A 15034-nucleotide genomic window follows, 5' to 3' on the forward strand; every position below is an offset into this window, starting at 1 on the left:
CCAACAAGGTCACCCAGCGCTTTACCGACGAGGAGCTTCAGGCTTACATAGACGGTCCTCTGAAGGGCGGCAAGCATATCTACACCATCGCAGCTTATTGATAAACAATACCCCAAAAATAAGAACCGAATGGAATGGAGGATTCAAATGAGTGAGTTTGAGATTACAAAGGAAGAAGAGGGAAAGCTGGAGGCCAACCGAAAGGAGTCTCCCTATCTGCTGACCCTGGAGGAGAACGGCGTCAATTACCCGATTCCGGACCTGGAGGACGCTTCCCGTTTGATTTTGGTCGACAAGGATACGGTTGGCTCCAGAGAAGTATCCTTTGGCTACAGTAAGTTTGCCGGGAAAACGTCCCTACATAAAAAGCATGCACACAACGACTGTGAGGAGATCATGTACATTGTTTCCGGGAAGGGTATCGGTGGCGTCGGCGACTACGAAACCGTTCAAAAAGCCGGCGATACGATCTTTGTGCCGCGCGGAACAGTTCATTGGTTCTATAACCCGTATGACGAACCACTCGAAATGATGTGGCTGTATACCAAGCCGTCGCTGAAAGAGGCGGGCTATTCCCTTGAGTCAAAAGGATATCATGACGTTAGTGCCAATGTAGAGGAAAAGCAATTTTCTGAACAGAAATAAGGCACCGTTTATAAAAGGGAGGAATTTGTAATGAAAAAATGGTTAAAGAAAACAGCTCTGTTTTTAGCGGCGTGCATGCTTCTGGGGGCCGCGGGCTGTTCCGACGGCGCGGGATCCTCCGCCACCGGTGGAACACAGTCCGCTGTCACCTCAGGTTCCGCGGATAATGGTGGAACCGCTAAGTCCACCAGCGAGGTCGGCAAGAAGCGGGCGATCCTTCTCGTGAAAAAGCTCAGCAGTACCTTCTGGACCGATCTTCAGGAAGGCGCGAAGGCACAGTGTGAAGAATACGGATGGACGCTTGAAACCCTTTCCCCGACGAAGCCAGATAACAACGAGGAACAGATTCAGCTGCTGGAGCAGTCCCTAAACAATCCCCCGGATGTTTATTTGATTGCCGCCGCTGATTCCAAGGGAATTACGCCGGCAATTGAGAAAATTAATGAAGCTGGCATTCCCATTATTGCCGTAAGCGCAAAATTGACTGATGAGGGTGTGGATTATGTCACCTTCGTAGGCGTCGAGTTTTACGACCTTGCAAAACAGGCCGCGGAAGCAATCGCGGAAGAGTGCGGTAATAAAGGAAATATCCTTATGCTGACGGGCACGACGGGTTCTTCAAGCGCGCAGGATATTGAACGGGGCGCCACGGAAGTCTTCGGCAAAACTGACATGAAGATCCTCGCCAGTCAGCCGGCTAATTATCTGCGCACGGAGGGCCTGACGGTTACACAGAACCTGCTCCAGAAATACCAGGATGTGGACGTTATCTTTGCAGCCAACGGGGAGTCTGCTCTCGGCGCGGCGGAAGCGGTGCGCCAGTCCGGCCGGAAGGGTATTAAAATAGCCACGATGAATATGTCGAAGGAGTTGGCGCAGGCCATTCAGAATGGAACTATCGAGCTCACTGTAGACGATGTTTCCGGAAAGATCGGCCAGGAAGGCGTCGTTGCAGCCATGAAATATTTTCAGGGCGAAAAGCTGGAGAAGGATACCCTGCAGCAGGGAATCGTGGTTAAAAAAGATACTATTCAATCCTATAAAACGAAATATGGCATTTGATTTTCTATGATGGAACGGTAAGTTTGAAAAAGCGGGGAGATCCCACTGGATATGGGTTTTCCCGCTTTTTATTGATCTGCGGTCGGCGATGTATGTTTATGGGCGTTATCTATCTTCTGGAGGTTATATGTGTTTGAACCCCCCTTTTGCCCGATGAGCGGCAAATAATATTGGATGTGAGCTGGTGAAAAATGGGCAGTAAAGAGATTTTATTAGAATTGAAAAATATAACCAAAGCCTTTCCGGGCGTTATTGCGGTAAACGATGTAAGTTTTGATATCCGCAAAGGAGAAATCCATATTATCATTGGTGAAAATGGGGCCGGCAAGTCGACCCTCGTAAAAATGATGGCCGGCATCAATAAAATAGACAGCGGTGAAATGATTTTCAAAGGGAAGAAATATGCTCCGAAAAACGTGCAGGAAGCGCATCAGAACGGTGTGAATATCATTCATCAGGAATTGAGTGTTATGCTGAACCGCACGGTTGCGCAAAATGTGTATGTGGGACGTGAGCCTGTGAAGGGCGGGCTGCGCGTGATCGACACAAAAAAGATGAACAGCGATTGTCAGAAGCTTCTTGACAGTCTTGAAATTGCGATTAAACCGACCGATATGATCCGCGATTTAAGCATTGCCCAGCAGCAGATGGTGGAGGTTGCAAAGGCCATATCCACAAAAAATGATCTGCTGATTATGGATGAACCGACATCGAGCCTTACCCAAAAGGAGATTGATAATCTGTTCCGCATCACACGGAAGCTGCGCGACGAGGGCGTGTCCATCATTTATATTTCTCACCGCATGCAGGAGCTGATGGAGATCGGGGACCGCGTAACGATAATGAGGGATGGCTGCTATGTGGGGACGCGGGAAGCCGACGAGCTCGATATGCAGGAACTGATTACGATGATGGTGGGACGAAAAATCGAAAATGTTTACACTCGCACCTATAATGTGCCGGGGGCAGAGGTGCTGCGAGTCGAAAACCTGGCGGGCCTACGCTTTCGAAATATCAACCTGAATATCCACAGCGGGGAAATTGTCGGCCTGGCGGGATTAGTAGGCGCGGGCCGCACGGAGCTGGCAAAGGCAATTTTCGGCTATGATCCCATTGACAGCGGGAAGATATTTTTAAACGGCAAGGATATTGCGGGGAAGGGGTACCATACCAGCCGTGCAGTGGAACATAAAATGTCCTTCCTGCCGGAGGACCGGAAATCTGAGGGGCTGTGCGTCAGCATGTCAATAGAGGATAATATCGTGCAGTCCGCATTGCCCCAGCTTTTCCGCAAGGGACTGGTCAACGCGGGGGCTATCCGGGAGGAAGCGAAGAGGGGTATTGAAAATCTGAGAATTGCAACAACCTCGGAAAAAAAGCGCGTTTCAACGCTTTCCGGAGGAAACCAGCAAAAGGTTGTTCTGGCGAAATGGCTCGTTTCTGAAAGCAGCCTTTTCATATTTGATGAACCGACCAGGGGAATCGACGTAGGCGCGAAATCCGAAATCTACGCCTTGATCAACGATCTTGTAAGACAGGGAGCCGCCGTTCTGATGATTTCATCGGATCTGCCGGAGTTGATCGGCCTTGCGGACAGGATTTATGTGATGAAGGATGGCGAAATCAGCGGCGAAGTATGCACAAACGAAATAAAGTTTACACAGGAGCATATTTTGAGTCTGGCGATTGTAGGAGGCGAAGCAACGTGAAAACGAATTCTTTCATGAAAGCAGTGAAAAGAATCCCCGGAATGATCTGGGGCGTTCTGATCGTCGTAATTTTGTTTACGATTTTGAATCCCCGCTTCGTCGCGCCGGGAAATCTGGAAAATATACTGACGAATTCGTCGGTGCTTATGATTGTTTCGATCGGAATGACAATGTCGATCCTGTCCGAACAGATCGATATGTCAGTCGGTGGAATTACCACATTATCCAGTATGGTGGCTTGCATGTATATGCAGGGAATCGAAAATCCGTCAGCCATTCAGATTTTAATCTGTATTCTCATCGGGGTGGCGGTCGGAACAGCGGTGGGAATTTTCAATGGGGTTATGATTGGAATACTGAAATATAATTTCTGGCTGATTACCTTTGCGACGATGAGCATGACCTTCGGCCTGTCACAGGTAGTCACGGGAGGGGATGTCATTTCGGGATTCAGCAAAAGCTTCCGAAATCTTTCCAACAGCAAGATTGCTGGAATCCCATCGGTTGTTCTTTTTGCCGCCGCTACCATCATCATTATGATTTTCATTCTTCACAAAACCAGATTCGGCATGCATGTTTATGCAGTGGGCGACTCCGAGCAGTGTGCGGATCAGTCCGGCATTGATGTTTCGAGCGTTCGGGTTGCTGTTTATACCATTTCGGGCGCGATGGCGGGCTTTGCGGGAGTCCTTCTGGCGGCTAGAACCAATTCGGCCAGTCCGATTATCGGCAGCGGCTATGAATTTGACGCCATGGCGGCGGTGATTGTGGGAGGCACCTCCTTCGACGGAGGAAAAGGAGGGCTCGGCGGCACGGTGATTGGGGTATTGGCCATCACCGCGATCAAAAACGGTCTTCTGGTGATCGGGCTGTCCAATTACGTGCAGCAAGTGTTAATCGGCGTGTTTATCCTTTCCATTATCATTGTCAATGTTGTCAGTGAGGCCAAAAAGAAGAAGCAGGGCATGAGGAGGATTTACAGATGAAAAACAAATATTTTTCTGCATTTTTGATTAAGCATTCCCGCCCTCTTATCCTGATCCTGATATTCCTCTTTTTTTCCTGCTTTACAAATACCTTTTGGTCGTTGGGAAACTGGGGAAATTTCGCAAACATCATACTTCAGCAGGCCCCTTTCAGCGTTCTTCTGGCAATCAGCATGACGCTGGTCATTATTCTGAACGGGTTCGATCTTTCAATCGGCGCTTCGGTTGCGCTGATATCCTGTATCTGCGGCATGATTCTCCGCGCCACTTATAATCCGTGGTTGGCCATTGTGGCGGCGCTGCTTTTAGGCTGCGCGGTCGGGCTGATCAACGGTCTGCTGGTGGCGAAACTGAAGGTTTCTTCTTTCGTGGCGACGTATTCCATGCAGTGGATTCTGCAGGGTGTGGCGTATGTGCTTCTGGGTGGTTCTCAAATCTATGATTTTGGCCCGTCGTTCCGCCCCCTGTTCATTTCCAATCCGTGGACATTCTTTATTCTGGCCGGCGTCATCGCCGTGTTGGTTTGGTTTTTGCTGTCCCGCACCGTTTTTGGAAGACAGCTTTATGCAACGGGTACCAATGAATGCGCCGCAAGGATATCGGGAATCAAGACATCCAAAATTACGATCCTGGTCTTTATGCTTTCGGGCATGCTGGTCGGACTGACTACAGTGATGTATATTGCAAATCTAGGAACTGCAGAACCGGCGATCGGTGAGAATTTTGCTCTGAATGCAATCGCCGCTACTCTGATTGGCGGAACCGCAATCGGTGGGGGCAGCGGCAGTGTTTCCAATGCCCTGGTCGGTGCCCTGATTATGCTTTTCCTTTCCAACGGAATGATTCAGAGCGGCGTTCCCAGCGTATGGCAGCAGTTCATAGTCGGCGGTGTCATTATCTTTTCCATTGTTTTAGAGCGCAGCCTTCAGAAGCTTTCTCAGAAAATGGCTTAAACATTTCTCCTGACTGTGTCCTATTCAGTAAAGTACAAAATATGCCAAACAATATTAATTAACGGAGGTAATTCATTATGCAGAAGGTTGGATGGATCGGTACGGGAAATATGGGCAGCCGTATGGCTCGACGCCTGATGGATGCGGGGTATGAGCTTCACATCTGCGACAAAATAAAGGCCAATACGGATCCTCTCACGGCCGATGGGGCAATTTTGGAACCGAGCGCCGGCGCGCTTGCCAAAAAGGTGGATTTTCTGTTTTGCATGATCCCGAACGGCGCCGTGCTGAAGGATGTTATTTTGGGCAGCGATGGTGCGATTGAGACGATCGATTCCCATACCATTGTTATTGATATGAGCACCATCGATCCCAAAAGTTCCTCCGAGGTAAATGAGAAGCTGGAGGAGGCAAAGATCAGATTCCTGCGCGCTACAGTGACGGGAAGCATCGCCTTTGCGGCGGAGGGCAAGCTCGGCATTATGGCCTCCGGCCCGAAGGATGCCTATGAAACCGCGCTTCCGCTGCTTCGGATTCTTGGCAATCGTCAGACATATCTTGGCGCGCATGAGGAAGCGCGCTACATTAAGATTATTATCAATATGATGGTCGGAAATACCATGCAGATGCTTGCCGAGTCCCTTGTGGTGGGAGAAAAGGTCGGGGTCGACTGGAATACGATGATCGACCTGATCGCGGACAGTGCCGCCGCCTCTCCGATCATCAAGTTCAAGGTGGACGCACTCAAGACCCGCGATTTCAGCGCGATGGCGACTTCCATTTTTATGGAAAAAGATATGAATATTGCGCTGGATATCGCAAAGGAAAGTGAACTGGCTCTTCCCATGACAGCGGTTTCCCGTCAGTTTTACACCGCGATGCGGGCAAACGGTTTGGGCAAAGTCGACTACAGCGGCATCGTGTTGGTGAATGAAAAGCTGAACGGAATCCAGAAGGATTATATTGTTAAGTAAAGAAGGAATACACTATGAGTGACAAAATGAGAGCGGTTGTTTCCACGGGTCCGGATGAATACGGGATTCAGATGATCGATGTTCCAAAACCGGGGATAGGAGAAGTCCTTTGCAGGGTGAAAGCCGTTTCGATCTGCGGCTCGGATCCCGGCCTTTTTGCGGGGCACTATCAGAGCAAGGGCTGGCCGCCGCATTATCCGTTTGTATTTGGGCATGAGTGGTCCGGCGAAGTCGTAGAGCTGGGGCCGGAGACCTCCGGGTTTAAGCCGGGGGACCGCGTGGCTGGAGAGGCGCACTGTGGCTGCGGTATCTGTGACAATTGCCGCAGGGGACAGTATACGCTCTGCCTGAATTACGGCAAAGCGGAGCTTGGTCATCGCCATTATGGGTTTGCCAACAATGGTGCCTATGCGGAATATGGTGTTTTCAAAGTAAAATCAATTACAAAAATGCCGGGTGAAGTTACCTTTGACGAAGCTACCATGTGCGATACGGCCGGCGTCGCCCTGCACGCCGTAGACAACGCTGGTGTGACGCCCGCGGGATATTTCGTAGTCTACGGTCCCGGTCCGATTGGAAATCTCGCTATGCAGATCGCGAAATCCAGAGGGACCCGGACCATTATGGTCGGGCGCCGTGACCGTCTGCGGATGGCGGGAAAATGCGGTGCGGATATTCTGGTCGATTATGAAAAGGTGGATCCCGTGGAGGAAATCTTGCGCATCACCGACGGACTCGGTGCGGATGAGGTCATCGAATGCGCGGGCACACAGGATGCGCTGTATCAGTCCGTCAAGAGCGTACGTCGGGATGGAAATGTCGTAGTTCTTGCGCTGTACCCCAAGGACGATCTTGTCGTTCCATTGGACAGCATCGTCATCCGGCAGCTTCACGTCCTCGGCTCACGGGCCAACCCCAATTGTTCCAAGCGGGTGTTGGAGCTCATTCAACAGAAGCGTATTAACGTCAATGAGCTGATCACGCATACCTACGATCTCGCCGACATAAAAACGGCGCTTGACGTCTTTTCCCATCGCAAGGACGGCGCCATGAAAGTGATTGTACATCCTTAATTGCGTTTCTGGTTTTACGGTAAAAAATTATTTTTCAAACAGGCCGTCCAATAATATGGTCGGCCTGTTTTCCTTTCTTTAGCAGGTTTGAAGCGCCTTGCCGCTTGAAACAAAAAGCCGCCCGCTATGTGAAGTGATAACCTTTCAGTAAACAGTGTTTTTTCTGTCTGCTCACAGGTTACCACTTCATTTCAGGTGTGGCATGCCAGAAAGAATGTCAAGGGATCGGCAGCACGGGTGCGGTATGAAAAAACATGATCATACCTATTTACAGACCTTAAAAAGTATAGTAGATTATAGGTAATCGGTAATGAAATTTACGTGAAAGGTGATCGATTTTTTTGGAAACACTCGATTTAAATTTGCGAAAAAATGAGAAATCAAAAAAGCAATATACATATGAAAAGCTTAAGGAAATGATCGTAACGTATGAGCTGAAACCCGGAGTTGCCCTTGTGGAACGTCAGATCTGTGCGCTGCTTAATACCAGCCGCACCCCGGTCAGGGAAGCGATTCAGCAGCTGGTTTCGGAAGGGCTTGTTTACAACATTCCGTCCCAGGGAAGCATCGTCAGCGAGATCCATTATGAGGATGTTGCGAAAGTTTACGATGTCCGTGAATATCTGGAAGGGCTGGCCTGTCATCAGTGCGCGAAAACAGTAACCGAAAGACAGGTGCAGGAAATGCAGGATATCCTCGGCAAACTTGCTGCCTTCAGAGAAGAGGGCGATACAATCGCCATGTACGAAATGGATTACGCCTTCCATGGGAAAATCGTGTCTTGTGCTCAGAATTCGCTGCTGGTCTCTATTTTTCAAAATAATCTGAGCAGTCAGATACGCCGGATCTCCCGTTTGCTGGGTAATGATGAAAAGGGCTTGAATGATGCCGCTGCACTGCATAAAAAAATTTTGACGGCGATTGAAAATCATGATTCCGTTGGGGCGGAGAATGCCATGCGCACCCATATCCGAAACAGTAAAATCGCGCATTTGCATCGGTTTTCTCCGACGATTATGCATGACACGCTTTCCTCGGAGCATATGGTCGACGATTTTCTTTGAACGAATGCGGTTTCCTGAATTTGTCGTTATGAACACCCGCACCAAACACAACAGATCCGAGCTCTTTTCCAATTGGAGAAGGGCTCGGATTTGTGCTGTTTTTAAGGACCTATGGCAATGAAAACAAGGAATTTATTACTTTCACATACAAGACGATTGACAGCACTAAATTGCATCTTTGAAACAGATGGTATATAATGAAATTCTGGAAATTATCATAACAGCGATGATCATTTAAAACGGGAGCTGGGGGACTATCAATGAAGAAAAAGGGATGGCTTCTTCTCGTTGCGGCTCTGTTGATTGCTGTCATTAGCGTAATAGTACAATGGCAGTTACATGATAACCAAACAGCTGAAGCTTCCGCCGACGGTACACTGACGGCGGCACAAGTTAAAGCGGACGCAGGACAATTGAATTCCATCATAGAAAGCACCCATCCGGAATTTTCTTTAAATAACATTCCGGCCGGCTATCCGGCGGCGAAAAAGAGTTTTCTGGCCGCGGCATCTGAAAAAATGTCTTCCGATGATTTTGCCTGGCTTGCCAGTGCGTATCTGGCGTCGCTTCAGGATGGGCATACCTCAATTTCCCAAACTCAATCAAATGAGACTTTACGAGGTTCCTACCGCATGACGGAAAGCGGTTTGTTTGAGGTGGATGACAGCGGAAATATCACCGGGAAAAAAATAACCGCCATCGGCGGGATACCGGTAAATCAGGTCTTCAATACAATTTCACATTATGAGGCTGCCGAAAATGACGCCGCGGTGATGATGAATAACACGATATGGTCGACATATCGGCCGATATTGGAACGGGCGGGGGTCGACTGTGACAAGCGTACGATTTTAATAACCGAACAAAACGGCACACAAACAAGCAGCCAAGAGGTTACCTTCCAATCGCGAAGCCCTTACAGTGTGTGGAAAACGAATGATATCGTCGATAGCCGCATGATTGGTGACGTTTTTTATATAGGATTGCATGACTGCCAAACCGGAGCAGCTCTTGACAAGACAATCGACAGCCTCAAGCAGGCTGTCGACGGCGGCGTTACAAGAGTGATGATTGATGTGCGAAATAACCCGGGTGGTAATTCCGATGCATGCGAGAAACTTCTTGCCGCGATAGGAATGCAGCCTCCGGAATATGGCGTGTACGTGCGCAAGTCGCCGCTTGCCATGGCGCAGACCGATGGTACGGTCGACTGGAACGCCGATATCAAGCCCGACCTCAGTACGGCCAAAACAAATCCGCGTATTTCATTGGTAGTTTTAACGAATGAGTTTACTTATAGTTCGGCCACTATGCTTGCTGTTTGGGTACAGGACGGTAAACTGGGAACGGTAATTGGCTATCCGAGCGCCAACAGCCCGAGTTGTTATGGGGACGTGCTGTCCTTTCAACTCAAAAACAGCGGGATCAAAGGGCAGGTTTCCTTTAAAAGATGGCTGCGCCCTGACACCAGCGCAGACCAGCGTATGCTCCGTCCGGATGTCCCCGTATCGATCGGCGGCGATCCATTGCAGACGGCCGTCAACTTTTTGGATCGACAATAAATCAGTTAAGAACATCCAAAGGCCTTACCGCTCTAACCACGTCATCATTTACATAACAGTAAATAGGTAAGAATTACAAGCAACGTACTCAACAAGGTGCCAAGCAAATAATATTCGGCAAATGGCGGCTCTTTCGATATTTTATCATATCGGGCAACTGATTTCGCGGTTAATACCAATCCTATCGCGGCATATTGATTCACACTCAACAGCAGGACGATGATGATCCTTTCAAGGGTTCCGATAAACGCCCCGACATTTTTGATGGTTTTATCGCTGTTTCCATTTTTGCTGTTTGGTTTGTATTTGGACAGCATTTTTTTAATTGTAATATTAGCAGGCTTGCAAACAATCAAAATCATACAGGCCCATCTTAAAGCGGCGGCCACACCGTTCTCAGGAAATATGTTTAGAAAACTTTTCGCTTCAGGTAAAAATGCGATATTGTAATTGCGGTATTTAAAAATGATGACCGTGATTATCAGGGACAAAATATGTACACATTGATCCGTGCAATAAACAATGGATTCTGAGACATGTTTATCGTATTTAACACAGAGGTACTTAACCGAATCAATCAAAAAGTGTAAAATGGATAAGACGAAAACCGCGGCAGCAATTTGCGAAGACCATATTAAGATAGTGCCCGTACAGAATACGGCGGCATAAAGGACACTATGAAGCAGAACATACCTGTACCCGGAGATTTTCTTCTCAGAAATCGTATCGGTTTGGAGGTAAAAATCTCCAAGCACATGAAGGAGTACAAAGAGGACCAATAAATTTTTATACACCGTGATCCTCCTTTATGTCCGATAGAACTTTCGCAATGTTTTCTATCGCTTTTCGATAAGTGTAATAATTTGCGGAGGACAATGCTTTTTGTACATTGGATTGATTGATGTTTAGGACTCTTGCCGCATCCTTTTGCGTACCGCCGGTTTTTAAATAAGAATTGATGATCTCGACTTGACGAGGGGTCCACGTTTCTTTTATTGTCGTTAATAATGAAAAAACGGTATTGATTAATTCGGACATATCAGGATTGCCTTGTACTTCGATTCTAACATTCACCTTTGATTCCATTTTCTTTTTTTCAGATGCCTTTAGCCCGTCGATGATTTTTCTTGCATTATAATAAGCCGGGCCATCGGCTCCCAGCGGCATATTGGAATTGATGTCCGTGGTTATTTCTCCAACGCCAAGGCCAAACCGCAATTTTATTGGATACATTTCCCTTTCAATTTTGTCAATAATGAATATCGCGGAGGAGCCTGTTTTTAAAAGTCCCTGGAACTCGTCACCAAGGGTTATCATGAATTTTGAAGCGATGTCGTCCCGGTACTCATGATTGACTGCATCCAATACTTCTTTCAGACGGGTCTGCACAGCACGTCTGTTTTCTAATTGCTTTGAGCTTTTGATATCTCCGATTATGGCGACCAATGGATTGTAATGAAAGAAAAAGAACATCGAAAACACCTCTGTGATTGATTATAACTTTCTTTTGGAAACACGTCAATAAAATATGCGCTTATCAGCATATATTTTATAATTATGCGCATTTGGTAATGTTTGATTATATTATGCGTTAAACAGGGTGTTAATATACAATATGCGCTTAAATACGCATGTATAGCGCAACGTTCGGGGCCGCGTCTTTATGCAAAGTGATCCGCCAGGCCAACATATTTATCCTTTTACCCGGACCGGGAAAGCCGCATGAATGCCGGCTTTCCCGGTTCCTTTTGCGCTGAAGCCGCAACAGAAAGCCGCCCTTGTCAGGGGCGGCAGAGAAACCAAAGGCAATTTATATGATAGGAGCAGACAACGGCTATACTTATCTTTTGCGGCTGCAGACCAGACGTTCAATGACATCATCCAGTATGCGCAGATCGCTGCTATTTAAATCATCCAGCAAGGAAAGGATGCACTTCAATGCTCTTGCGCTTCCGCTGTCACAACTGTTGCTGCAATCGCAGCGATCCGATGCGGATTCAACCGCATCGCTGTTGATATAACGATTCAGACTCATGCAATACCTCCTTCATGAAAGATTACTATATAATATGTGAATGGTTGACAGCTTGTCAATATGGCTCTTAGGAATCCCGGACAGGCAGATACAAAAAATGCCGCCCAAAACAATTGTATGCCAAAAAAGATTTTGGACGAATATTATAAAATGCAAGGAGTGGTTTTATGGAAAGGTCAGATTTCACGGCGGCGCTGAAGAATATCCAATACAGAAAATCATTGGCTGACAGAAGGGGGAACATCAACGGCATCAATATAGTGACGGCCGATTCAGCCATTGAAGCCCTTGAAAAGCAGATACCGAAGAAGCCGATAGAAAATATATCCGATGTTCCCGTTCGGATCGATCATGTTATGTTCAGACCGGGGATTCCGTTTTATACTTGCTTAATCTGTGGAACACCTGCGGCCCCCACACAGCCATACTGCATCGGATGCGGCCAGCGCTTCGATTGGGACAAAAGCGGCGGATGAGGAAACCTTGTATTGTAGCATAACTGCTTCGGTAAAAACGGCCCTCGCGGCTGCTTTTTGGCGGCCGGGGGGCTTTCCGCTCTTTATTTGTTTTCTACCAGGAGCTGGATATGGGTACATCCATCCTGTATCATACAGCATTGCTTTCTCTTATTTAAATATTATCAAATCAATTGAACATAATGCCTTCATAATTACGTGATATATTTACAATAATGATTTAGGAGGCGTTTTATATGATGATCGTGATCGGCGTGATTTTAGCCCTGCTGGCGATAACATATTTCAGTATAGGAAACCAAGGCTTGAATATGGCATCTGTAAAAATCCGTCCTGATGCAATAGAACTTCTAAACGAAAGATTTGCTGATGGCGAAATAAGTTATGAAGAATACAGAATGTTAAGGAATCAACTGCTGAAATAGGGAGCCAATTCCTCGTCGGCTTACAGTGGCCGGTCGAAGGGATTCAGGCACTGGAACAACGAGACACCGCAGAAATGAAAGCCGCATCGGAAGGAAATCCGATGCGGCTCTTTTCTTGAAAATCCTTCCTTTAAGGAAACCGTGTTCGCTGAGCGGCGAACGTCCGCCGGTTATCGCTGATCGCTGATTACCGCGGCACTGTTGTTGGAACTGAGCGCCGTCAGCGGGTCATAGGGGGCGCCCGCGGCGGTTCCGACCAGCAACGCAATATCAACCGCGTTGATCGGAATTCCCCAGGAGTTCCCTGAAAAGAAAAAGACCGCTCTGTCCACGACCCATCCGCGGGTATTATAAACAATATTGTTGATGATGTTTCCCGTTGAATTGGGATTTAAATAAGCCGGCTGCCTCAAAGAATAAAAAATATTGTCCTGTACTTTTAAATTCGTCACATTGCCCTGCGTTACAAATCCGCGGTTTACAACCCAATCGGTTGACGGCCCCGCCTGTGGGGGACCAAAGATCACGCTGTTCAACAGCGCATGATTTGTACCGGCAAATTGTATAAACTCTACGGCGTAAGGATTGTTGCTGGTAATGGTCAATCCGTCGATCGTTACTCCCGTTCCCGTAACCAGAAAAGCAATTACCTGCGCCTGCAAAATGACGGATGTGTTTGGATAGCCTTTTACGGTCACATTCGCTTTGTTAATGGTTATCGTTGAAGTGATGGGATAAGTTCCGCTTAGGATATGCAGGGTGCCTGTGGGCGATACCGCCGTCAAACCCTGTTGTATTGTGCCAAATGGAGCGGCTTGTGTCCCGTCTCCACCGACAGCGCCTGCCTGAACGTATACTTCGAACGGATTTGGCTGGACAGTGCCGGTCGGCCCGGTATCACCCGTAGGTCCGGTCAGCCCGGTATCCCCGGTCGGCCCCGTGTCACCGGTCGGCCCCGTGTCACCGGTCGGCCCCGTTGGCCCCGTATCCCCTGTGGCGCCGCCCGGAGGGCCTGACGCACCGGTTGGGCCAGTGTCCCCTGTGGGTCCGGTTGGGCCGGTATCCCCTGTGGATCCGGTTGGACCGGTATCACCCGTTTCTCCGCCCGCGGGTCCGGTCGGTCCCGTGTCACCCGTAGGTCCGGTTGACCCGGTATCTCCCGTGGGTCCGGTCGGTCCCGTATCACCCGTAGGTCCGGTTGACCCGGTATCTCCCGTGGGTCCGGTCGGTCCCGTATCACCCGTTGGTCCGGTTGATCCGGTATCTCCCGTGGGTCCGGTCGGTCCCGTATCACCCGTGGGTCCGGTTGACCCGGTATCACCCGTGGGTCCGGTCGGTCCCGTATCACCCGTAGGTCCGGTCGGTCCGGTATCGCCCGTTGATCCGGTTGACCCGGTATCTCCCGTGGGTCCGGTTGACCCGGTATCGCCCGTTGATCCGGTTGACCCGGTATCTCCCGTGGGTCCGGTTGACCCGGTATCTCCCGTAGGTCCGGTCGGTCCCGTATCCCCCGTTGATCCGGTTGACCCGGTATCTCCCGTGGGTCCGGTCGGTCCCGTATCACCCGTAGGTCCGGTCAGCCCGGTATCACCCGTAGGTCCGGTCGGTCCCGTATCACCCGTAGGTCCGGTCGGCCCGGAACCGGAAATATCGTCCTCCACCACGACAAGCGTTGCGGTCAGCGGCACGTTTGGCGAGTAGAATACGGTTCCTGTACTGGCATTGACGAGCGAAACTGCAGTGCCCGGTACCGTCACATCAATAATCCCGATTCCTACGACTTCCCCGGTTTTTATTGGGGAGTTGCCTTCCAGAAATTCCCCCTGTGATGAGGACAGGGCAAATACCGTACCGTTTGTAGAGAAGGCCGACTGGGTTGCAACCCACCAATCGATCACGTATCTTCCGACTTCAAAAAAGGTAAGGAAGCCTGTCAGATTGTTGTAGCTGATATTTCCCGCCGAATAGACTGTGTTCTCGAAAATAACGTTTGACCCCGGAGTCACTGACCCTGCTGCCGAACGTTCTATTTGTAATGCGATGTCACTCACTTTATATCACCGTTAATCA

At 48.8% G+C, this 15034-nt stretch carries 16 protein-coding genes; 12 read left to right on the forward strand and 4 right to left on the reverse strand.

The genetic code is table 11. The features are described 5' to 3' along the window. Positions 1–147: 147 nt before the first annotated feature. The 9 genes from ACQGQ5_RS13120 (at position 148) to ACQGQ5_RS13160 (ending at position 10028) form a co-directional block, all read left to right on the forward strand. Positions 148–645, forward strand: a complete 498-nt coding sequence (locus ACQGQ5_RS13120; protein ID WP_455736941.1) for a cupin domain-containing protein — start codon at positions 148–150, stop codon at positions 643–645. Positions 646–675: 30 nt separating this feature from the next. After that, a complete protein-coding gene (locus ACQGQ5_RS13125) occupies positions 676–1707 on the forward strand; it encodes a sugar ABC transporter substrate-binding protein (RefSeq protein WP_455736942.1) in 1032 nt (343 codons plus the stop codon). Positions 1708–1898: 191 nt separating this feature from the next. After that, positions 1899–3416 carry a sugar ABC transporter ATP-binding protein gene (locus tag ACQGQ5_RS13130; RefSeq protein ID WP_455736943.1) on the forward strand — a complete coding sequence of 506 codons (1518 nt, stop codon included), beginning with the start codon at positions 1899–1901 and terminating at the stop codon, positions 3414–3416. Continuing rightward, on the forward strand, positions 3413–4402 hold the full coding sequence (locus tag ACQGQ5_RS13135) for an ABC transporter permease (RefSeq protein ID WP_455736944.1): 990 nt from the start codon (positions 3413–3415) through the stop codon (positions 4400–4402). Before ACQGQ5_RS13130 ends, ACQGQ5_RS13135 begins: the two co-directional genes overlap by 4 nt. Then, on the forward strand, positions 4399–5355 hold the full coding sequence (locus ACQGQ5_RS13140) for an ABC transporter permease (RefSeq protein ID WP_455736945.1): 957 nt from the start codon (positions 4399–4401) through the stop codon (positions 5353–5355). Before ACQGQ5_RS13135 ends, ACQGQ5_RS13140 begins: the two co-directional genes overlap by 4 nt. 77 nt (positions 5356–5432) lie before the next feature. Further along, on the forward strand, positions 5433–6329 hold the full coding sequence (locus tag ACQGQ5_RS13145; RefSeq protein WP_455736946.1) for an NAD(P)-dependent oxidoreductase: 897 nt from the start codon (positions 5433–5435) through the stop codon (positions 6327–6329). A gap of 14 nt (positions 6330–6343) precedes the next feature. Continuing rightward, a complete protein-coding gene (locus ACQGQ5_RS13150; protein ID WP_455736947.1) occupies positions 6344–7402 on the forward strand; it encodes a zinc-dependent alcohol dehydrogenase in 1059 nt (352 codons plus the stop codon). Positions 7403–7764: 362 nt separating this feature from the next. Continuing rightward, positions 7765–8466 carry a GntR family transcriptional regulator gene (locus ACQGQ5_RS13155; RefSeq protein ID WP_455737020.1) on the forward strand — a complete coding sequence of 234 codons (702 nt, stop codon included), beginning with the start codon at positions 7765–7767 and terminating at the stop codon, positions 8464–8466. A 260-nt stretch (positions 8467–8726) separates the two neighbouring features. Further along, positions 8727–10028, forward strand: a complete 1302-nt coding sequence (locus ACQGQ5_RS13160; RefSeq protein WP_455736948.1) for a S41 family peptidase — start codon at positions 8727–8729, stop codon at positions 10026–10028. A gap of 44 nt (positions 10029–10072) precedes the next feature. On the opposite strand, the gene ACQGQ5_RS13165 is transcribed toward ACQGQ5_RS13160, so the two are convergent. From ACQGQ5_RS13165 to ACQGQ5_RS13175, 3 genes are all read right to left on the reverse strand, one after another. Next, positions 10073–10822, reverse strand: coding sequence for a DUF3307 domain-containing protein (locus ACQGQ5_RS13165; protein ID WP_455736949.1), 750 nt, complete (start codon positions 10820–10822; stop codon positions 10073–10075). Then, positions 10815–11501, reverse strand: coding sequence for a SatD family protein (locus ACQGQ5_RS13170; RefSeq protein WP_455736950.1), 687 nt, complete (start codon positions 11499–11501; stop codon positions 10815–10817). Before ACQGQ5_RS13170 ends, ACQGQ5_RS13165 begins: the two co-directional genes overlap by 8 nt. A gap of 367 nt (positions 11502–11868) precedes the next feature. Continuing rightward, positions 11869–12063 carry a hypothetical protein gene (locus ACQGQ5_RS13175; RefSeq protein WP_455736951.1) on the reverse strand — a complete coding sequence of 65 codons (195 nt, stop codon included), beginning with the start codon at positions 12061–12063 and terminating at the stop codon, positions 11869–11871. A 167-nt stretch (positions 12064–12230) separates the two neighbouring features. Between ACQGQ5_RS13175 and ACQGQ5_RS13180 the strand changes: the two genes are divergently transcribed. Next, on the forward strand, positions 12231–12539 hold the full coding sequence (locus tag ACQGQ5_RS13180) for a hypothetical protein (protein WP_455736952.1): 309 nt from the start codon (positions 12231–12233) through the stop codon (positions 12537–12539). Positions 12540–12775: 236 nt separating this feature from the next. Then, positions 12776–12964 (forward strand): SHOCT domain-containing protein, encoded by a 189-nt coding sequence (locus tag ACQGQ5_RS13185; RefSeq protein WP_455736953.1) that lies wholly within the window; start codon positions 12776–12778, stop codon positions 12962–12964. 170 nt (positions 12965–13134) lie between these two features. Here ACQGQ5_RS13185 and ACQGQ5_RS13190 read toward each other — a convergent pair whose 3' ends face one another. Then, the gene (locus ACQGQ5_RS13190; RefSeq protein WP_455736954.1) at positions 13135–13749 is read right to left on the reverse strand and encodes a hypothetical protein; all 615 of its coding nucleotides are present in this window, start codon (positions 13747–13749) and stop codon (positions 13135–13137) included. 283 nt (positions 13750–14032) lie between these two features. Between ACQGQ5_RS13190 and ACQGQ5_RS13195 the strand changes: the two genes are divergently transcribed. Continuing rightward, positions 14033–14665, forward strand: a complete 633-nt coding sequence (locus tag ACQGQ5_RS13195; RefSeq protein ID WP_455736955.1) for a hypothetical protein — start codon at positions 14033–14035, stop codon at positions 14663–14665. Positions 14666–15034: the final 369 nt, after the last annotated feature.

Source organism: Caproiciproducens sp. (assembly GCF_053840905.1).